Source organism: Methylomonas defluvii (assembly GCF_033949435.1).
Taxonomy (GTDB): Bacteria; Pseudomonadota; Gammaproteobacteria; order Methylococcales; family Methylomonadaceae; genus Methylomonas; species Methylomonas defluvii.
In genome coordinates this window covers 12204-32859 of sequence record NZ_JAXARY010000024.1, presented here as the reverse complement: position 1 = coordinate 32859, position 20656 = coordinate 12204, and the positions used below count along the sequence as shown (strand labels likewise).

The following is a 20656-nucleotide window of genomic DNA, read 5'->3' as shown; positions in this document are numbered from 1 at the left end:
TTATGTCTGGGTTACTGAAACTTTGTGTCGCTAATGCGACGGCTTATTTGATGTCGGTGCTCGGACCGACAGCCGAGCTACTTTCTTTTGCTCCGCCAAAAGAAAGTAGCCAAAGAAAAGGCGGCCCGGATACCGCTCGTTTCCTGCGCTCCTCGCTTTTGGCAGCGGTTGCCGAAAGGGGCTTCCTGCCCCTTCGGCAACGCGATGCATCCCTGCATCGCCCCTTCGGGCTAATCCCGCCAAAAGCTCCGGTGCTCGGCGCGGTATACGGGGTAACCCCCCCGCCCAATTTCAAGATTTTTGCAGACACTAAAGCAGTAAGCTTTTTGCTCTGCGCGTCAATGAATATGGCGGCGATTTGATCATGCACGATTACGCAAATGGCAACGCCTCTGCCCAACAAATTATCCTCGACGCAATCCAGCACCTGGATCACGTATTACCGGGACAGGCGCCGATTCACGATTTCGTGCATCACAATACCTTGCATGGCTTTCAGCATTTGCCGTTCGAGCAAGCGCTGGAGGAATTTACCGAACTAACGGGTATCAGTTGTTATCTGCCCGCCGCTCAGTTCCGGGAGTTTTATGCACAGGGCCGGATAGCCGATCAAGATATTGATGGCGCATTGGCGCAGCAATTTGGAGAAGCGCTGGACACTGAGATTTGCAAGGTCAATGGCAAACCCATTACTCAGCAGATGCTTTACCGGCTGGCCTTGCTGCACGAGTTGCAGGCGCTGACACCCGGGCAATTCGATTGGCAGGTGCGCGAGCTCGGAGTGCTGGATAAGCCGGCCGCCGCTGGCGAAACGGCTCGTGAATTGTGGGATGCCTTGCTCGCCAAGCTTGAGCTGCAAACACCGAATTTGCATCCGGAAGATTTGCTGGATTTGTCCGCCGAGCAAATCCGGCAATGGCTGCCGGATGCGGCGAATGCCGGTGCGGAACAGCAGATGCGCCAATCTTGCATGGAGAGCATGGAAAGCCTTTTTGCACGGGTCGGCGACAGTTTGACCTTGCGCGGCTTGCTGTTGGCGTTGACCGGCGAGGATATTCTGGACTCGGTGCGTCCGCAATTGATTCGTTTATGCGCATCGTTATTGGACGAAGGCCTGGCGGCATGGCGATTGCCCAAGCGCCAAGAACTGGGTTTGTACGAAGCCTGGCGTGAGAGTTTGATCTACGATGCCCAGCCGGTTTTTCAGGAACTACATAATTGGCAAACGGTTACGGGAGCATTACCTGCCGAACCCATAGATGCGATTGCGCAAGAGCTGATAGCACTGAAAATCCCAGAATCCCGCTGGGTTGGCTATCTGCAAAGGCTAGCCCTCGAACTACCGGGTTGGTCGGGTTTGATCAACTGGCGGCAAACTCATCCCGATTATCAAGCGGATGACGCCACCCAGCCCCTATTGGCCGATTATCTGGCGATACGCTTGATTCTGGATCGGCTGTACGCAGAACAGTTATGCAGGCAGCAATGGGGTTGCGAGGCGCAACTGGACAAACTGCGCGGTTATTTTTCGAAAAACCTGGCCGAGTTTTCGGTCAGGCATTCTTTGTTTCAAGGCCAATTGCCGGAGTATCTGGCGCTTGCGTCGCAGGCTTTACTGAAAGATTCGGCGCGGGACAAACAGGTCTGGCAGACGGTGGCCGAACGGATTTGGACCTGGCAACTTAGTCCGTTGGCTCCCTCTGCCCTCAGTATTTATAACCAGGGTTGGCGCTTGTTTCGCCTTTGCCAATTGCTTGGATTAACCGCCAGCGACGTGCAGCGTTCAGAGCAGGCCCCGCTGTTGGATTGCTTGGCCGTCATCGACACTTTCAGCGAGGCGGATCGCAGCAATATTTGGCTGAACGCCTACGAACGCCACTATCAACAAGCGCTGCTGCAAGCCCTGCACGCCAATCATAATCGCGGGCGCTGGGCGCAACGAGACAACCGCCCCGCAGCACAAATCGTGTTTTGCATGGATGATCGCGAGGAAGGCATCCGCCGTCACTTGGAAGAACTCAATCCGGCTATCGAAACGCTGGGAGCCGCCGGTTTTTTTGGCGTACCGATGAATTATCAAGGCCTCGACGATAGCAAATTGACGGCCCTTTGTCCGGTGGTGGTCGTACCGGCACATAACGTTCAGGAATGCAGTCAACCCGGCCAGGAAAAAGCCTTGGCCCGGCGCCGGCAAGGCCGCAATCTAAAGCAACGGCTTGCCGATTTGCTTCAGCACGGTTTGCGCCGCGATGCGCTGCTTGCCTATCCGGTGATTAATACCATGGCGCCGTTTACTTTGCTCGGTTTGCTAGCGAAAAGTTTCATTCCCAAAACGCAGCAGCAGTTGCTGGCTGCGGTGGCGAAAGGCATCGCACCCGACGTGCCATCGCAATTGCATTTTACCGCTGGTAACCCTGAGACACCGGCCTCGCCCCAACAACCTAGATGGGGCTTTACCGACCAGGAGCAAGCCGACCGGATCGCCGGATTTTTGCGTAATACCGGTCTGACTTACGGCTTTGCCGAATTGGTCGTATTGATGGGCCATGGTTCGATGAGCCAAAACAATCCGCATTTGTCCGCATACGATTGCGGCGCCTGCAGCGGCCGGCACGGCGGACCCAATGCCCGGCTGTTCGCGGCGATGGCGAACCGACCTGAAGTGCGGCAATTGCTGGCCAAGCGAGGCATCGTCATTCCAGCCGACACGTGGTTCATCGGCGCCGAACACAATACCTGCGACGAAGACATCATTTGGTATGACAGCACCGCCGTGCCGCAGGAGCGCCAACCGACCCTCAACAAATTTATGCAGCAGATGCAACACGCGCAGCGCATGTCGGCGCATGAGCGCTGCCGGCGTTTGGCGTCCGCGCCGCGCCGGCCGCAGCCCCAGCAGGCATTACGGCATTTTCTAAACCGCGCCGCCGATTTTTCCCAGGCTCGGCCGGAGTTGGGCCATGCCACCAATGCGGCTGCGCTGGTCGGTAGACGCTCGTTAACGCAAGGGGCGTTTTTTGACCGCCGCCTGTTTTTGATTTCCTACGATCCGAGCCAAGACCCGGAAGGCACGGTGTTGGAAGGCATCCTGTTGGCGGTCGGTCCGGTCGGGGCCGGCATCAATCTGGAATATTATTTTTCCACCGTGAATAACGAACGGCTGGGTTGCGGCTCGAAAGTGCCGCACAATCTGACCGGCTTCTGTGCGGTGATGGAAGGTGCCAGCAGCGACTTGCGCACCGGCTTACCAAGGCAGATGATCGAGATTCACGAGGCCATGCGTTTGCAAATCGTCGTTGAAGCCAAAACCGTGGTGTTGGAGCAAATTTACGGCCGGCAGGAAAGCCTGCGAGAACTGATCGGCGGCGGCTGGGTGCATCTCAGTGCCAAAGACCCGGACAGCGGCGAGATATTTGTGTTTCAACGCGGTCTCGGCTTCGTGCGTTGGCAACCGGACAACAGCGAGCTGCCGCTACGGGACAATTCGCCGGATTGCTATCGCGATGAAACTCAGCCGGTGGCGCCTATGCTGATCAAGCAGCCCGATTTAATGGGAGTTGTCTGAGTATGGCGGCCTACGCAAACCTGATTCCTTTGTTTCCGTTGCTGGCGGCGCTGTTGATTGGCGGCCTGCACTTTTTCCGGATTATCGATGGCGAGACCGGCGAGAAAACAACGGCCCGGCTGGGCGTGACGGCTATCGGCCTATCGGTACTGACGGCTTTGGCTTTATTAGCCGGCGACTTGTCCGGCCAACTGGCCGACTCGGTGTCGTACGGCACCTGGCTGCGTAGCGGCTCGCTGAGCATAGACTACACACTCAGCACCGGCGGTTTTAATCTGGCCTTCGCCGGTTTGTTCTCGCTGTTACTGCTGGTCGTGATGCGCTTTTCGGTGAATTACCTGCACCGCGAGGCCGGCTTCCACCGCTTTTTTTTCATCCTGAATTTATTCGCGGCGGCCATGCTGCTGTTGGTGTTGTCCGGCAACGCGGTGTTTACCTTTATCGCCTGGGAAATCGCCGGGGTTTGTTCTTACTGGCTGATTGCTTATGCCTACGATAGACCCGTCGCCGCGCATAACGCCACCCGCGTATTTGTGACCAACCGCATCGGCGACGGCGGTTTTATTCTGGCAATCGGTCTGGCCCTGGCCTGGCTGGAAAATGCCGATTGGCAAACCATCAACAGTAGCGCGGCGGATCTGGAGGCGGGCGACGCTACCTTGCTGGCCCTGAGTTTTGCCATGGCGGCATGCGCCAAATCCGCGCAGATTCCGTTCACGCCTTGGCTGGCGAGAGCAATGGAAGGTCCAACGCCGTCCAGCGCTATTTTCTACGGCGGGGCGATGATTCATGCCGGCGTGTTTTTAGTGATTCAATTGCAGCCCCTGTTCATGCAGGCACCGCTGGCCATGCTGGTGCTGACGGTGGTCGGCGCACTGACGGCAATTTACAGTTATTGGGTAGGCTTGAGCCAGACCGACATCAAAAGCTCGCAAATCTTCGCCACCTCCGCGCAACTGGGTTTGATGTTTTTGGAATGCGGGCTGGGGTTTTGGACTTTAGCGGCTTGGCATCTGTGCGCACATGCGGTGGTGCGTTGCTATTTACTGCTAACTGCACCCTCCATCTTGCACAACACCCACGGACAACCGATTCGACCGGTGGCGCCGGCGCTGGCAAATTGCCGCTGGGCCTTTATCGCCTCTTTGCAGCGCGGTTGGCTAGAGCCGGCCATGGATTGGTTGCTGGTCAAACCGGTTTTGCGCTTGGCCAAGGATGCTCGCTTTATCGACGAACACATTGTCGATAAAGCCTTGGGCGCGCCGGCACCGGCTATCAAAGCGGTGTCGTCGTTCGCGCAATGGGAAGAGCAAAAAATGGGCGCCAACCTGGATAGCCAGGAAGACAGCTTCGCTCAAGGCAGCGGTCTGGCCGGCAAATTGGCGCAATGGACCGCAGCCTTGCTGAACTGGTTTGAATATCACTTCATTCTGCGCGGCATCGGCCGCGATTCGATTCGATTTGGCCGGCGCCTGGGCCAGGCTGCCAACCGTTTCGAACAATTATTGTTACAGCCGCGCTATCTGGCGTTGTTTGTGTTGATCACCTTGATGGTAGCGCTGGGATACCGATGAATACCCCTATTGTTTTCTGGCAGGCAGTGGCGGCGGTACCGCTATTGACCTTGATGACGCTGGTGCCTTTGCTGGCCATGTTAGCGGTGGTGTTTGCCAAGCCGATTTATAGCGTGCGGCTGGCTTTTGCCGGCGCATTGCTGAACGTATTGCTGAGTATTTATCTGTTGCTGATATTCGACTCGGAAACCCCCGGGCTACATCTTGCCGAACATTTTCAACTATTTGGCATGAACTATCGGGTCGGGGTGGACGGTACCAATATTCTGTTCATTCCACTGACGGCAATTTTAGGCTTGCTGGCACTGATCTATACCTTGATCACCCGGCATCGTAATGATCGCCTGTTTATCGCCTGCCTGCTGGCCTATCAAGGTATATTAATCGGCGCGTTTGCGGCATTGAATACCCTGCAATTCTGGTTTTGGTGTTTGCTGGAACTGGTGCCGGTGGTGTTATTAACTGTATTTGCCGGTACCGGTAAGCAGCGCAATCAGGTGGTAAAATCGGTCTTGCAATACTGGCTGTCCGGTTTGGCGATGAGTCTGGCCGGCTTTGTGTTGCTGAGCTATGGTTTGGCGCAAAATGGTTTGGATTTGAGCTTTGATTGGTTGACCTTAAAGCACCATAATCTGGCGATTCCCAACGAAACCCTGATCTTTATCCTGTTGTTTTTCGGCTTTGCCATCCGCATGCCGCTGTTTCCGTTCCATGCCTGGTTACCGTTGCTGGCGGAACATGGCACCGCCGCCAGCGCGGCGATTTTTCTCACCGGTTTGAAGCTGGGTATCTACGCCTTGATCCGCTTCATCCTACCGTTAGTGCCGGGTGCGGCCGAGCAATGGGTGCATTTTGTCGTCGATTTAGGCTTGATCGGGATTTTTTACGGCGCCCTGCTGGCACTGATGCAAATCAATATGCGCCGGCTGTTGGCGTTTGCGGTGATCAGTCACACCGGCATGTTGGCAATAGGCGTATTCTCCTTCAACGACTTTGCCTTGGAAGGCAGCATTCTGCTGTCGATAGCTTATGGGTTGGCGACAGCCGGCATGCTGTTCAGCATCGGCTTGATTTACGAACGTACCCGTACCTCGTTCCTGCCGCGCCTGGGCGGGTTGTTCGAGACTAATTCGACGATAGCCTTGCTGTTTTTGATTTCCGCGCTCAGCACCATGGTCATGCCCGGCACACCGGGTTTCGATGCCGCGCACTTATTAATCGAAGGCACCATAGAGGAACACGGCTGGTACATCGCCATCGCAATTTTGCTGGGTAACGTGCTGGGGGCAGCCTTTCTGTTGTGGGCGTTTCAGCGTCTGTTTATTGCTCATGCCAAACGCATTGTTCAGCCTTACGGCAGCGTCCACCATCCGGTGGTTAAGGAGCGGATTATCGCTGTGACCATCTGCGGCCTGCTGATCGGCACCGGTTTTTACACCACGCCCTGGCTGAAATATATCGATCAGGAAGCCAAGGAGATTGGCGAACATTATCCTGAACATCATAGTCATCACATGAACGGCCCGCACCATGACTGATAGTTTTCCTTTGCTGTCCCTCTGTCTGGTCTGGCCATTGTTGGGGGCCTTATCGCTGGCTTTCATTCAGGATACCCAGTTAGCCAAGCGCGGCGCTTTGTTAGTAGCCGTTGTGGAATTACTGTTTACCGTCGCGGCGGCTGGGGTTTTTGATAGCGCACGCGGCGATTTTCAGTTGCTGGAAGACTATGCCTGGATACCGGACCTGAATATTCACTATCAACTCGGTGTGGACGGCATCTCGATCCTGTTTTTGCCGATGACGGCCTTGCTGACCCTGATGGCTTTGTTGGCCGGCTGGAACAGCGTGCGGCAATTAAACCGCTTTCAGTTGGCGTTGATGTTGGCATTGGAAAGCGTGACTATCGGTGTGTTTACCGCATTGGACCTGGCCTTGTTCTTCCTGTTTTGGGAGCTGACCTTGCCGCCGATTTTTTTCTTGATCGGGTTATGGGGCGTAGGCGCAGAGCGACGGTACGCGGCGATGAAATATACCTTGTATATGTTATTCGGCGGCGTGCCCTTGTTGTTCGGGATTATTTTGCTGGCGATTAATCACGCGCAGGCTAACGGCGGGACCATTCCGCAGGATTTGGCTTTCAGTTTGCCGGTTTTACTCAACACGCCGATACCCGAGTCGGCGCAGGGTCTGATTTTTTTATTGCTATTTTTGGGGTTTGCGGTGAAAGCGCCGCTGCTGCCGTTTCATACCTGGCTGCCGACTACGGCCATTGAGGCGCCGACTTTTCTCAGCGCCCTGCTGGTCGGTTTGAAACTGGGCGTTTACGGCATCATTCGTTTTGCGATACCGCTGGCGCCGCAAGTCGCCTTGGAACATCGCTGGCTGTTGGCGATACTCGGTGCGGTGACGCTGATTTACGGCGCCTTGATCGCGTTGCAGCAAACCAATCTGCGCCGTTTGCTGGCTTATTCCAGTATTAGCCACGTCGGCCTGGTCATCGTCGGCATCGCCGCTTTTAATTTGCAAGGTTTACAAGGTGCGGTCATGCAGTTGCTGAATTTCGGTATAGTCGCCGGCAGCCTGATGTTGATCGCCGGCATGATTCAGCAACGCTTGGGTAGTAACGATCTGGTTCATCTCGGCGGCTTGGCTAAACCGCTGCCGCGCTTAACGACGCTATTTTTCGTGTTTGCGCTATCCAGTATCGGCGTGCCCGGCACCAATGGCTTCCCCGCGGAATTGCTGATGATACTCGGCGCATTGCAGGCTTATCCGGCACTGGCGATGGTGGCTTTGTTCGGTGCGGTATTGGGCGCGGCGTATCTGTTGGGTTTTGTCAGACGGGCATTCTTCGGCCCGGTTGTGCACGACAGCATAGCCAAAGTACAGGATCTGCGCCCACGCGAGTTGGCATTGCTGGTCGTGCCGGCGCTGCTGGTATTGGTGATAGGTCTGTATCCGCAATGGCTGTTGTCCTGGCAAGAAACCAGTGTGCAGTCCTGGTGGCAGCGGTTAAGTGTGGCGGCTCCGCAGGCGGCACCAACATCCATACTCACGCAGAGAACCACAATTTCAGGCGCGCTGAGCGATGGTTCAATATAACTTTTGATTTAGCCCAGATTTAGAGCCTAAAGCAATTGCTATATAGTTTCGATTCGATATAGTATTACCGGTAAAGACACATTCTTTTGAACAACCCGTTCCGGATCCGCTCCAGGACGCATAGTGATAGAAAATAAGGACACCCATTATGATTACACCCACGAAATTACTGCTGGAAAACAAAGCCTGGTCGGAAGAAGTCAGTAGGAAAGACCCGGAATTTTTCGTCCAGTTGGCCAAAGAACAAAAGCCCGACTTTTTGTGGATAGGCTGCTCGGATAGCCGGGTGCCCGCGGAGACAGTCGTCAACGCCAAGCCCGGCGAAATTTTTGTGCATCGCAATATTGCCAATCAGGTCATCGTCACCGATTTCAATTGCCTGAGCGTCTTGCAATACGCCATTTCGGTCTTAAAAGTTAAGCACGTTATCGTTTGCGGCCATTACGGCTGTGGCGGCGTGAGAGCGGCCTTGCAGCCGCAAAAATCGGATCTGGTTATCACCAATAAATGGTTGCTGCATATTAAAGATGTCTACCGTTTGCATCAGGAAGAGCTTGAGTCTATTGCGCCGGAGAAAAAAACCGATCGCCTGATCGAGCTGAATATCATCGAGCAAGTTTATCGTCTGGCGCATACCTCGATTATTCAGTCGGCTTGGAAACACGGGCACAAACCCACTTTACATGGCTGGGTATACGGCCTGAACGACGGCTTGATCAATGAATTGATCAAGCTCGACCATAACACGCAAATCAATCCGATTTACCGCTATGCCGACTAGCATCCGGATTTTCGCAACGACTGGGTAAACCAATGACATCGCAATTGAATTCTTATATGAAACATCTGCACCAGGACTTACCGGCCGGTATCGTGGTCTTTCTGGTGGCTTTACCGTTATGCCTGGGGGTTGCGCTAGCCTCCGGTGCGCCGTTGTTCTCCGGCATTATCGCCGGCTTGGTGGGCGGCATTCTGGTTTCCTGGGCCAGCGGCTCGCAATTAAGCGTTTCCGGACCGGCAGCCGGATTGACGGTTATCGTCTTCGAAGCCATCGAAACCTTGGGCGGCTTTGGTGGTTTTTTACTGAGCGTGGTGCTGGCCGGCGGCTTGCAAATAATTCTGGGCTATTTAAAAGCCGGGGTAATTGGCGCATTTTTTCCGGCTTCGGTGATTAAAGGCATGCTGGCGGCGATTGGCTTGATTTTGATTATCAAGCAAACGCCGCATGCCACCGGTTACGATACCAGCTTCGAAGGCGATGAAAGTTATATGCAGGAGAGCGCTGAATCCAGCTTCTTTGAATTGTCCGAAGCCTTGGAAGCGATTACCCCCGGCGTTACCATCGTCAGTGCCGTGGCACTATTGATTTTGGTGATCTGGGATTCCGGGTTTATCAAGCAGTTCAAGCTTTTAAAGTTAATTCCCGGTCCGTTGCTGGCGGTGATTTGGGGTGTCGGTTTCAACGCTCTGGCAGTGCGTTTTGCCCCGGAAATGATGATTGGCGAAAAGCACTTGGTGTCGCTTCCCGAGTTGGGCAGTGCCGCCAACTTTATCAACCAATTGCGTCTACCGGATTTCAGTGCTTTCAGCAATCCGAAAATTTACAGCGTGGCGGTAACCATTGCGATTATCGCCAGCCTGGAAACCTTGCTGAGCATAGAGGCGGTCGATAAATTGGACCCGCACAAACGGGTTGCGCCGACCAATCGGGAGCTGAAAGCGCAGGGCCTGGGCAACATGGTCAGCGGCTTGATGGGTGGCCTGCCGATTACCGCCGTGATCGTACGTAGTTCGGCCAATATCAATGCCGGCGGCCAGACCAGAATCGCGTCATTCTTACACGGCGTTTTGTTATTGGTCAGTGTGCTGTTTTTTGCGAGATATTTGAATATGATCCCGTTGGCCTGTTTGGCGGCAATTCTGCTGCAAACCGGCTACAAACTGGCGAAGCCGGCACTGTTCGTGGAGTTTTATCGGAAGGGCTGGAATCAGTTCGCGCCTTTTGCGATTACCGTGGTGGCGATTTTATTCACTGACCTGTTGTTGGGTATCGCGATTGGTATGGCGGCTGGATTCTACTTCGTCTTGAAAGCCAACTTCCACGCGGCGATTACCTTGACTCAGCACGGCGATCATTATTTGTTGCGCTTACATAAAGATGTCTCCTTCTTGAATAAAGCCTTGCTACGTAAGCATCTATCTGCCGTAACCGATGACTGCGAATTGCTGATTGACGGCTCCAAAGCGTTGTTCATCGATCAAGACATCATTGAAACCATCGCGGATTTTCTGCTGGCCGCGCCGGACCGCGGTATTAATGTGGAAATCCAGGGCTTTAGCGTCTCTTGTGACGTGTCTTCGTCCGCTCACTGATGCAAAGTCAATTTCTTTAAGCTACTACCAATCGAAAGTTGTTAATCGGTTTCGGAAAACGCCGTGCCGAAACCGATTTTTTGACGCATGAATTTCGAATATTTTTGCTAGCGGAGTCTAATTGCTAAACTCCGCTTTGCTAAAAATCCGCTCAATCACCTTTTGAAATCTTAGCCCTATAATAGCCGGGGCAGTTGGCGACTTTCTCCGCGCCAATTTTTCCAATCTCCCCGAGGCTATATCAACCATGTCCAAAATGCGCGTTGCCTCCCTGTCGATTGCCGGTGTTATTGTCGGTGGAATTGCTTTGGTAATAGGGCTGTTGCTGGCATCGCTACCCGCCGAAAATGGCAAAGTAGTTTTACCCGGCCTTTCCAGTCAAGCCCGCGTCAAAAGCGATGCCTTCGGCGTGCCGGACATCGAAGCAACCCAGCGGGAAGACGCTTATCGCGTGCTGGGCTACCTGCATGCCCGCGACCGATTGTTTCAGATGGAATTGATGCGCCGCAAAAGCGCCGGACGCCTGGCCGAATTGTTCGGCGCCAAGGCACTGGACGCGGACCGCAAGCAACGTGTCTATCAAATGGATCGCGCCGCGCAACGCATCGTTGCCGATTTGCCCCCGGCTCAGCGTTTGACGCTGCAAGCTTATGTCGACGGCGTGAATCAATTCATCGGCACTGCCCGTGTTCTACCGCCGGAATTTCTGGCGCTGCGCCACCGTCCCGAGCCTTGGCGCCCTGAAGACAGCATCCTCGTCGAGTTGGCAATGTTTCAAACCCTGAACGGCCAGGAACAGGACGAGCGCATGGTCAGCGTCATGACTCGCGCGCTGCCTCAGGAGTTGGTGACTTTCTTGACGCCGGATACCGATCCCTACGCCAAGGAATTGGTCGGCGGCAACCTACCGCGCCGCTTTAATCCATCAATTCCGCTTGAGGCACTGGCCAGCCTACCCGGCACCGATTCAACGCTGGCGCTTAACCAAGCAGTGGATGCCGAAAACGTGGTGTCCGGGTCCAACAACTGGGTGGTTGCCGGCAGCAAAACCCGCGATGGCCGGGCGATGATCGCCAGCGATATGCACTTGGCGCTAAATGTGCCCAACATCTGGTACCGCGCCGATCTGAGTTATGGCAATCGCCATATTTACGGCGTGACCTTACCTGGTGCTCCTGCCGTAATCCTGGGTGGCAACGATGATGTGGCCTGGGGCTTTACCAATGTCACCGGCGATTTTCTGGATTTGATCCGCCTGGACGTCGATTCGGTCCATCCCGGCCAATATCGCACACCGCAAGGCTGGCAAGCGTTTACCGAGCACCAGGAAACCATTCGGGTTAAAGGCGAACCTGACGTGACGCTGACCTTACGCGACAGCGAGTGGGGGCCGGTATCCGACCAGGATTTACTGGGTCAACCCGTGGCCATCAAATGGATTGCGCTGGAGCCGCACTTTGTGGACCTGGGCCTGATGGATATGGACCAAGCCCGCAATACCCAACAAGCCGTGGCAGTGATGAATCGCTTCGGCGGGCCGCCGCAGAACGTGGTGATTGCTGATCGTGACGGCCATATCGCCTGGACTTACATGGGCCGCTTCCCCAAACGCCGCGGATTCGACGGCCTAATCAGCCAGTCATGGGCCGACGGCAACCTCGCTTGGGACGGCTCTATCCCTCCCGATGAATTGCCGCGCCTGTTCGATCCGGCGGACGGTTTTATCGTCACAGCCAACAATCGTACTCTGGGGCGGGATTACCCGTATGTGATCGGCCATAACTGGTCCTTGAGCTATCGGGCGCACCGCATTGAAGAGTTGCTGAAAAATCGCAGCGGCTTGACCGAGCAGGACTTGCTGGCAATTCAGTTGGATACCTGCAGTGAAATTCTGGCGTTTTACCAGCAATTGGCGCTGGACGCTCTGAGCAATCCGAGCGCGGCGGACGACAGTTTGCAAAAAGCCCGCAACGCCATCGCCGCCTGGGACGGCTACATGCAAACCGGCAGCATAGGCGCGCCAATCTTGAGTGAATTCCGCACCCGCCTGGCCGGCGCAGTGTTTGAAAAAGTGGTGGCGGCCGGCCAAACCCTGGACCCGCAGTTTCGTTACGCCTGGCGGGAAATGGAAACGCCGCTGCGGCAATTGCTAACGCAACGGCCCAAAGGCGTGCTGAACCCGCGTTATCAAGACGATTGGCAGGCCATGATCGTGGCGACCTTGCGGCAAACCGTGCAAGCGTTGCGCGAGAAATATCCCAATGTCGAGCCCGATCAATTGACTTGGGGCATGACCCACCCGGTTAATTTACGCCACCCGTTCAGCAAAGTGGCGTCTGCTCTGAGCGGCGTGCTGGACATGCCCGCCTTCGACAGCGACGGCTGCGCCAACGTTTGCGTCAAGGTCATGGACAACGCCCATGGCGCCAGCGAACGGCTGGTCTTGTCGCCGTCGCACCCGGAAAACGCCCTGTTCCACATGCCGGGCGGCCAGTCCGGCCATCCTTTATCGGCACACTACCGCGACCAGCAGAATTTTTGGCGGGATGGCGTGGCCTTGCCGTTGCTGTCGGCGGAGGCTGGGGATGTGTTGCATTTTGTGCCGAGGTGACGGTAGCCACGCATCGCGTTTCATCGAAAGTTTGAATATGAAATGACAGAAAAGGGCCAACAACCTTGTCGGTGCGATTCGCTTGCGTAATCGCACATTTTGAGGCCAGCATATCCTCCGCTATCGGAGCAGGCTCAATTTGATTCAATCACTTTAACTTCACTGGTCATACCTAGCTCTTACCAGAGACATGCAGATGAAAAAATTCGATGCTAGTCGATAAGTTAATATGTCACAGTTCGTTTCAAGGTCGATGGGCAGTTTATCTAGCTCATTGTTGGACGAACAGAAAGACGAGGATTGCAGAGGAATGAGATCGCACCGCTACTACCACTGGCTTGTTGTAGGGGCACTCGCGTTGTTACTGGCGATCTTGTTGCTGGACCGAGTTGTTTCCGCATCGATCTGCATGCAACTTCTTGGTTGGGACCTACAGGCGAAGCAGATACAAACTCGTGCCCTTTGGTCTTGGGTTATCGCGGTGGGCATTATTATCCCCAAGCGCCGGAACGATTCCCGGTGGGCAGTCTGCCGGCTACTGGGCAAAATACCAGTGTTTTTTCGCCTCACTATCGTGTGGTTGATTGTGCTTGTTCCATTCTACAATTCGGAGCGCCGCTTCTGGGAGACAGCGGCCTACGTCAAATTACACGACGAGAGCAGAATAGTAAGGCCAGGAGAGCTCGATGTGGATTTCGTCATTATCACACCCTCGCGATTTCCAGGGCGCATCTACTACGATGCCCGAGTGACCGCTAATCGAGAGGCCCTTTTACTCGCGCTTAAGAAGAAGGGCTTGGAGGCAATCCAACAAGTGGATGCGCCGGATGGTCCTTGAGCCATGTAAGCCATGATAAGCAAGAGGGTTTCCGGCAAACTTTAAATCCCCAGGAATGCCTATCGGCTTGTTTTAGATTTTGGCTAAATTGGAAATCAGCCTGGATACGCGGTGAGTACCCTACAACTACAAATGTTCTGATGGGACAATCGGCGTTCGGTATTTCCGAAATTCAAAAAAGCCAGACTATCCGTGTTTACACCCGGCAATCAATCCCTCCAACAAATCCTTCTGCCGCTCGATACTCCCGCATAAGGCGAATAGCGCCTGCGCCCTTTCCAGGTTTTGCCGCGGTGCGTTGACCTTGAAGTACTGGTTGCCGTCCAGGTAATCGCTGAAAAAGCGCAGGCCCAGCTCGAAGGGAATCAGCCAGATGGCGGGATAGAGATAGTCGTAGTCGTCGGCGGTGAAAAACTCGCCGGCTTCTTGCAGGTAGCTTTCCAGTATGGTCTGGCAACGGGCCAGGTCGAATTCGTTGTTGCTGGGGTTGTGGCAGCAGGAGCGCAGGCAGTCGCCGATGTCGTAGTGCACTAGGCCGGGTTTGACGGTGTCCAGATCGATCAGGCTGACGATGCGGTCGCTGCCGGGTTCGAATAGAAAGTTGTTCAGTTTCGGGTCGCCGTGGATCACCCGTTCGCGCAGTTCGCCGCGCTGCTTGGCCTGTTCCAGGACGGGGATTTGTTGCTGCATCCGGTCGATAAAATCCCGGCATTGGTTAAATGCCGCATCGACGGTGACTTGCAACGGCTGCGCCAGCCGTTGCCGATAAGTTTCAAAATAGCTTGGCGTGATATGAAAGCCCGGCAGAGTGTCGTGTAGTTCAGCGGCGGGCAGATTGGCGCATAGCTTGTGGAAGTGCGCCAGGGCAAAACCGACTTGGCTGGCTTCCGCCGGATTGCTGATGTGCTCGCGGCTCTCGGCGGGCTCGATTAACTGCAAGGCTCGCCAGACTTGGCCGCTGTCGTCTTGATAACTCGCTGCTCCAGCCACGGTGGAAAGCATGGCCGGGATTTGCAGATGCACATCGGCGGTACGCTGAGAGCCGATGTGCCGATTCAGTCGTTGCAGGTTGGCGATGATCTGTTCCGGTTGCGGAAATACCCGGCCGTTCAAACCTTGCAGCACAAAGCGGCTACCGTTGCTTGGGGTAACGAGATAAGTATCGTTGATCAGGCCGTTGCCGAGCGGGTTGATCCGCGGCTCGCTGCCGAGGCCGGTAAATTGTTCGGCTATCTGCTGTAGCCGACTCACAGCCCGGCAAGTTGTTGACTAAGCTCCCGCAAAGCTTGGCCGCGATGGCTGAGGGCGTTTTTTAATTCCGGAGCTAGTTGTGCCGACGAGCATTGATATTGTTCGACCCAGAACACCGGATCGTAGCCAAAGCCGTTTTCACCCACCGCCTGCCGCAGAATCCGGCCTTCCCAGACGCCTTGGGCGATGATGGGCGTCGGGTCCAACGCATGGCGCAGATAAACCATCACGCAGATGAATCGCGCGTTACGTTCTGCGTCCGGCACGTCGCGCATTTCTGCCAGCAACTTGTCCAGATTCGCTTGGTCCGAAGCGCCGATGCCGGCATAACGCGCCGAAATCACCCCCGGCGCGCCGCCCAACGCATCGACGGCCAGCCCGGAGTCGTCGGCGATGGCCGGCAAGTTGCAGTGCAATGCAGCGTTGCGGGCCTTGATGATGGCATTTTCGATGAAGGTCGCGCCGGTTTCTTCCGGCTCGACCACGTTGAATTGCGATTGCGGCAGGATTTTATCGTTTTGCAGGATGGCCTGAATTTCCCGAATCTTGCCGGCATTACCGCTGGCTAAAATGATCGAACTCATCCGCTTACAGCACGACCCGCAGCGGCGCGGGCTTTTTGGCTTCGCGCAACGCGGCTTGTTGCTTTTCGATCAATTGGTTGATGCCCAGTTCGGCCAATTCCAGCATCGCGTTTAATTCATCTTTTCTAAAGGCATGGCCTTCGGCGGTACCTTGCACTTCGATGAAGTGGCCGGCTTCGTTCATCACTACATTCATATCGGTTTCGGCTTGATGGTCTTCGGCGTAATCCAGATCCAGCACCGGCACGCCGTTGTAAATACCTACCGATACTGACGCGACCTGGCCGTGCAGCGGGTTTTTCTTGATTTTGTGGGTTTTTAACAGGTGCTCAATCGCAATCGACAAGGCGACAAAACCGCCGGTGATGGATGCGGTGCGGGTGCCGCCGTCGGCCTGGATCACGTCGCAATCAATGGTGATGGTGTTTTCGCCGAGGGCTTTTAAGTCGATGGCGGCGCGTAAGGAGCGGCCGATCAGGCGTTGAATTTCCAGCGTGCGGCCGCCTTGTTTGCCGCGGCCGGCTTCGCGGTCCATCCGGCTGTGAGTGGACCGCGGCAGCATGCCGTATTCAGCGGTGACCCAACCTTCGCCTTTGCCTTTTAGAAAACGCGGGACACTATTGTCAACGCTGGCGGTGCACAGAACCCGAGTATCGCCAAATTCCACTAACACCGAACCTTCGGCGTGTTTGGTGTAATTGCAGGTGAAGCGTATTTCGCGCAGTTGATCGGGGTTGCGTCCGCTTGGTCTCATATTCATCTCGCTGGTCTATAAATTGCCGGCATTATACCGGCTTTACCGGGCGGATTTTTAACTATTGCCGGGACTGAGAGCCTGCTGTAACTCCGCCACGCTTTGCGGCCGATTCTCCGGAAAAACCGCCATGGCCCAATCGATGGCTTTCAGTAAATACTCGGGAAAATGCCGTTTATGCGCCTTCACGGCCGGCGCTAAATCGTCCTGTTTGATGCGATCCGGCGAGGGCTGGGGGATTTTATAATCCAGACAGGCGCGCATACTGGCGCCCACCGCATAAATATCGGACCAAGGCCCAAGATTGCCATTGTTGTCGTATTGCTCGATAGGCGAATAACCGTTGGTCAGCACCTTGGCACGATTGCGCTGCGGGTCCAGGGTGATTTTGCGGATGGCGCCGAAATCCAGCAGCAAGGGGTCGTTTTCACTGCGGATCAGAATATTGGCGGGTTTGATGTCCAGATGCACCAGGCCTTTTTGATGCACCGCTTCCACGCCGGTCAGCAACAGCTTGAATACGGTCAGCAGAAAGGCTTCGTTGATCGGTAGGCTGCGTTTATGCAGGATTTTGTCCAGCGTGATGCCATAATCGTAAGTCATCACCATATACACGGTGTCGTTGGCCTGGAAGAAATTAATCACATCGACGATATTGCGGTGCTTCAGCATCGCCAGCACTTTGGCTTCTTCAAAGAATAGCGAGCGGCCGCGCATGAACAGCGTCTTGGCCTCCTCATTATTGGGTACGACCAGATTATTCCAGGTGCGGTGCGCCAGCTTACGCGGTAGATATTCCTTAATCGCCACCTGAATTTGATCGGCCAGCTGTCTGGCCAGATACACCGAGCTGAAGCCGCCGTGCGCCAATTCCCGCTCGATCATGTACTGATCTATAATGGTTCCCGATTGAAGGTAATTCCATTCCTTGGGATAAGTTTCTGGATCGTAGTATTCGGCCATGTGCAAGCTGCGCGGGTTAAGCGTAACGATTATAGGTGAAAAATGATAAGAAGCATGACCGCTTTCGCGGACGGCGAAATAAGCGCCGACAATCTGACCATCCTTTGCGAATTACGTTCGGTCAACCATCGTTACAGCGATGTTAGCGTCAAGTTGCCGGAGCGACTGCGTTTTGTCGAAGCCGACGCCCGCCGCCTGATCAGCGACAAACTCAAGCGCGGCAAAATCGAATGCGCCTTGAGCTACAAAAAACAAGCCAGCGACAACAGCTTCAATATCAATCGGGAAATAGTCGAAAAACTGTTGTCCGCTACTGCCGGTATCGAAGCGTTGATGAACAACCCGCAGCCGTTTTCCGCGCTGGAGGTGTTGGGGTTCCCGGGGGTGCAACAAGAAACCGAAACCGACAAGGAAGCGCTACGCGATAAAATCGTCCGGTTGCTGGACTCAACCCTGGACAAAATGCTGGAAACCCGCGCCCGCGAAGGTGCACAACTGGCGCAACTTCTGGAAGACCGCTGTCAGAAGATTAATTTGCTGGTCGACGCGGCGCACAAACGTATGCCGGATGTGCTGCATAACCTGCGTAGCAAACTTACCAGCCGAGTGCTGGAGATGGTCGCCGAACCCAATTTTGATCGCTTGGAGCAGGAGTTGGTGTTGCTGGCGCAAAAGCTGGACGTAGCGGAAGAACTGGATCGCCTGGAAACCCATGTCGCCGAAGTACTGCGCACCCTAAAACAACCGGAACCCACCGGCCGCCGCCTGGATTTTTTAATGCAGGAAATGAACCGCGAGGCTAACACCCTGGGCTCCAAGTCCGCTGACCGGGAAATGACGCAGATTTCTATCGATTTAAAAGTGCTTATCGAACAGATGCGTGAGCAGATACAAAATATTGAATGAAGTCTCAACCAAGACAGGCGCTTAGACTTTTATCTTACTTCCCGTACCGCATATATTTTGTGATCCCTCTAATTTAAAGTTCAAACTGAGCTTGTCGGCGTTAGCAGCTCACTATTATCCGACAAGCTCAAGACCCATAATAAAGCTAAACAACACAGATAGCGTAAATTAAAGCGCTACTTATCAGCGCGCTGACAAAACAATATTGCGTCTCGCCAATCCAAACCTTTTCCCGTGGCATTTTGGAAGCACTCTACTGTGTTTTTGGCATTATTGGTGCCGGCGCAGAGATTAATAATATTTTGCCAATCCCAACTGATACCCTTGCCCCAGTTCACTCGGCCGTCCAGTACGCTTAGAAAGCATGCGCCAGGCTCTGCGGGTTTGGTGGTTCCGGCGCAGAGTTGCTTGACGTTTTTGGGCTCCCAATTCATATTTTTCTCGTCATTCCAGGGGATTTTGCCTTGCACCGAGTTAAAGCATTCTGACTCGTGATCGGAGGCTTGAACTGTCACAGGATTAAAAAACAATGCAATTGAGCCGATGGCAATTGAGGTGCGGATAAAACGGTAAATACTATTTGATGTTTTCATGAGTAAATCCCCACTATTTAATATTGATGTTTAATATAATTTAATCACTAAAACTATATTTTTGGTTCGCTAATAAATTACTCGGAGGTTAGAGTATTTAGTTACCAGCTTACGCTCACTCACTATTCCATGAAAAATAGGTTTGTCGAATATTTACAAATCAACTGAAAATATATAAAAACTCAATAAAAATAATCGGCAAAATAAGACCCGTCTCTGGATTAACTCCTCTATTAATAATAACTAGAATTTACAAGCTGTTTTTCTTCAGTGCATTGGACTGCCAATACTGGGATATATCGTTATTCGAAAACCTATCTATGGAAAACTCTGCAATATCAATAGACTTTGCAGTCACATTGCCTTCAATAATTAAGTCGGCAATGATCTCTCCGAAAATTGGCGCATATTTCAAAGCCTGGCCGGCGCCCAAACAGTGGTAGAGATTAGTCAACTGGGTGTCCGGACCTAAGATAAATTTCAAATCGGGGGTAATATCGAAAAACGAATGATAGCCGCCGGCATAAACAGGCTTACCAATTTTGGGGAAACGATTAATCACTTTACCCAGATAATTGTCGAGCTGTTGATGGGTAACATTGAAACTCAGCGCGTCATAAATAACGTTGGCGCCCTCCGGATTCATCACGGCCCGGCTAAACGAGCGGGCAATATCTTTGGCGTTGCGGCTGCGAGGTTGATGCATGTGCAAAATGCTGCCGCGCCAGCGCCGAAAATAGGCTTGATTGACGTAATCGGCGATGATGGGCATCCCTTCGGGAATGTCATCGACGCTTACTAAAAAGTTGGCGGCATACACGGGTTCCAACGCCACCGGTATGCTTAGGCCGATACCAGCAAATAATTCCGCGCTCCAAGCCCCGGCGGCGTTGATCACATGTTCGGCAAAAATTTTGCCCTGGCTAGTATTGATGGCGCTGATGCCTTGCTCGGCATGTGCAAAGTCTATGACTTCGCAATGCTCCAGCACATCAATGCGGTTCTTTTTAGCCGCCGTTTGCATGGCATTTAATATCTGCGGCGAGTCCAACTGCAGAACGTCCGGTTCGTAGTAATAAATTTCGTCCGGCACGGTTTTTAGGGCTTGGCGGCTCAGATCCATCACGTCGCGATGAGCAAGCATCGCAAAGCCTATGCCTTCCTGTTGCAGCATATGCTCCAGCGCCGTCCAACTTTCGGCACGGCTGTCGGGGGTATTTTCTGCAATCCAGATTGCGCCCGGTTGCTCGTAGGGGATGTTAACGCCCCAAAGGGGTTTGAGATTTTTCCAGTATTGGGTGGCCATTTTAGCCATCCTGGTCGCCATCGGCGACGCATTGGCGGAGCGGACGATGGCGCTATGCCGGGAGCTCAGACCGGCACCCAAAACTTTTTTCTCGATAATGGCGACTTTATGTCTGTTATTGCCCAGCCGGCGTTGTACCGAAAAAGCGCATGCCGCGCCGAGGCAGCCACCACCAATCACCACGGTATGATAGAGCTTATTCATCAAGTCTCCACGCAGCCTGGCGCTGCAAAGCA

Annotated in this window: 16 protein-coding genes; 10 read left to right on the top strand and 6 right to left on the bottom strand. The window is 54.0% G+C overall.

Going from position 1 to position 20656, the window contains the following annotated elements; all coding sequences use genetic code 11:
- The first annotated feature begins 2 nt into the window (after window positions 1–2).
- The 9 genes from QLH52_RS20425 (at window position 3) to QLH52_RS20385 (ending at window position 14063) form a co-directional block, all read left to right on the top strand.
- Window positions 3–362 (top strand): hypothetical protein, encoded by a 360-nt coding sequence (locus tag QLH52_RS20425; RefSeq protein ID WP_205452122.1) that lies wholly within the window; start codon window positions 3–5, stop codon window positions 360–362.
- A gap of 2 nt (window positions 363–364) precedes the next feature.
- Complete coding sequence (locus QLH52_RS20420; RefSeq protein ID WP_319962770.1) at window positions 365–3565, top strand: DUF2309 domain-containing protein; 3201 nt, start codon at window positions 365–367, stop codon at window positions 3563–3565.
- A 2-nt stretch (window positions 3566–3567) separates the two neighbouring features.
- Complete coding sequence (locus QLH52_RS20415) at window positions 3568–5139, top strand: NADH-quinone oxidoreductase subunit 5 family protein (protein ID WP_319962769.1); 1572 nt, start codon at window positions 3568–3570, stop codon at window positions 5137–5139.
- Complete coding sequence (locus QLH52_RS20410; RefSeq protein WP_319962768.1) at window positions 5136–6677, top strand: complex I subunit 4 family protein; 1542 nt, start codon at window positions 5136–5138, stop codon at window positions 6675–6677. Before QLH52_RS20415 ends, QLH52_RS20410 begins: the two co-directional genes overlap by 4 nt.
- Complete coding sequence (locus tag QLH52_RS20405) at window positions 6670–8241, top strand: complex I subunit 4 family protein (RefSeq protein WP_205452113.1); 1572 nt, start codon at window positions 6670–6672, stop codon at window positions 8239–8241. The genes QLH52_RS20410 and QLH52_RS20405 overlap by 8 nt, the downstream gene beginning before the upstream one ends.
- A gap of 148 nt (window positions 8242–8389) precedes the next feature.
- Window positions 8390–9022: a carbonate dehydratase gene (gene can, locus QLH52_RS20400; RefSeq protein ID WP_319962767.1), complete on the top strand. Its 633-nt coding sequence runs from the start codon at window positions 8390–8392 to the stop codon at window positions 9020–9022.
- Window positions 9023–9054: 32 nt separating this feature from the next.
- Window positions 9055–10614: a SulP family inorganic anion transporter gene (locus QLH52_RS20395; RefSeq protein WP_319962766.1), complete on the top strand. Its 1560-nt coding sequence runs from the start codon at window positions 9055–9057 to the stop codon at window positions 10612–10614.
- A 247-nt stretch (window positions 10615–10861) separates the two neighbouring features.
- Window positions 10862–13225: a penicillin acylase family protein gene (locus QLH52_RS20390; protein WP_319962765.1), complete on the top strand. Its 2364-nt coding sequence runs from the start codon at window positions 10862–10864 to the stop codon at window positions 13223–13225.
- Window positions 13226–13535: 310 nt separating this feature from the next.
- Window positions 13536–14063: a hypothetical protein gene (locus tag QLH52_RS20385; RefSeq protein ID WP_319962764.1), complete on the top strand. Its 528-nt coding sequence runs from the start codon at window positions 13536–13538 to the stop codon at window positions 14061–14063.
- 186 nt (window positions 14064–14249) lie between these two features.
- On the opposite strand, the gene QLH52_RS20380 is transcribed toward QLH52_RS20385, so the two are convergent.
- The 4 genes from QLH52_RS20380 to QLH52_RS20365 are packed head-to-tail and all read right to left on the bottom strand — an operon-like array spanning window position 14250 to window position 17615.
- Complete coding sequence (locus QLH52_RS20380; RefSeq protein ID WP_319962763.1) at window positions 14250–15314, bottom strand: phosphotransferase enzyme family protein; 1065 nt, start codon at window positions 15312–15314, stop codon at window positions 14250–14252.
- Window positions 15311–15898 carry an RdgB/HAM1 family non-canonical purine NTP pyrophosphatase gene (rdgB, locus tag QLH52_RS20375; RefSeq protein ID WP_319962762.1) on the bottom strand — a complete coding sequence of 196 codons (588 nt, stop codon included), beginning with the start codon at window positions 15896–15898 and terminating at the stop codon, window positions 15311–15313. Before rdgB ends, QLH52_RS20380 begins: the two co-directional genes overlap by 4 nt.
- A 4-nt stretch (window positions 15899–15902) precedes the next feature.
- On the bottom strand, window positions 15903–16652 hold the full coding sequence (rph, locus tag QLH52_RS20370) for a ribonuclease PH (RefSeq protein ID WP_171697841.1): 750 nt from the start codon (window positions 16650–16652) through the stop codon (window positions 15903–15905).
- 57 nt (window positions 16653–16709) lie between these two features.
- Window positions 16710–17615, bottom strand: coding sequence for a serine/threonine protein kinase (locus QLH52_RS20365; protein ID WP_319962761.1), 906 nt, complete (start codon window positions 17613–17615; stop codon window positions 16710–16712).
- 54 nt (window positions 17616–17669) lie between these two features.
- On the opposite strand from QLH52_RS20365, the gene QLH52_RS20360 reads away from it, so the two are divergent.
- The gene (locus tag QLH52_RS20360) at window positions 17670–18521 is read left to right on the top strand and encodes a YicC/YloC family endoribonuclease (protein ID WP_319962760.1); all 852 of its coding nucleotides are present in this window, start codon (window positions 17670–17672) and stop codon (window positions 18519–18521) included.
- 176 nt (window positions 18522–18697) lie between these two features.
- Here QLH52_RS20360 and QLH52_RS20355 read toward each other — a convergent pair whose 3' ends face one another.
- Window positions 18698–19114, bottom strand: a complete 417-nt coding sequence (locus tag QLH52_RS20355) for a hypothetical protein (protein ID WP_319962759.1) — start codon at window positions 19112–19114, stop codon at window positions 18698–18700.
- Window positions 19115–19364: 250 nt separating this feature from the next.
- Window positions 19365–20624 carry an NAD(P)/FAD-dependent oxidoreductase gene (locus QLH52_RS20350; RefSeq protein WP_319962758.1) on the bottom strand — a complete coding sequence of 420 codons (1260 nt, stop codon included), beginning with the start codon at window positions 20622–20624 and terminating at the stop codon, window positions 19365–19367.
- Between the last annotated feature and the right edge of the window lie 32 nt (window positions 20625–20656).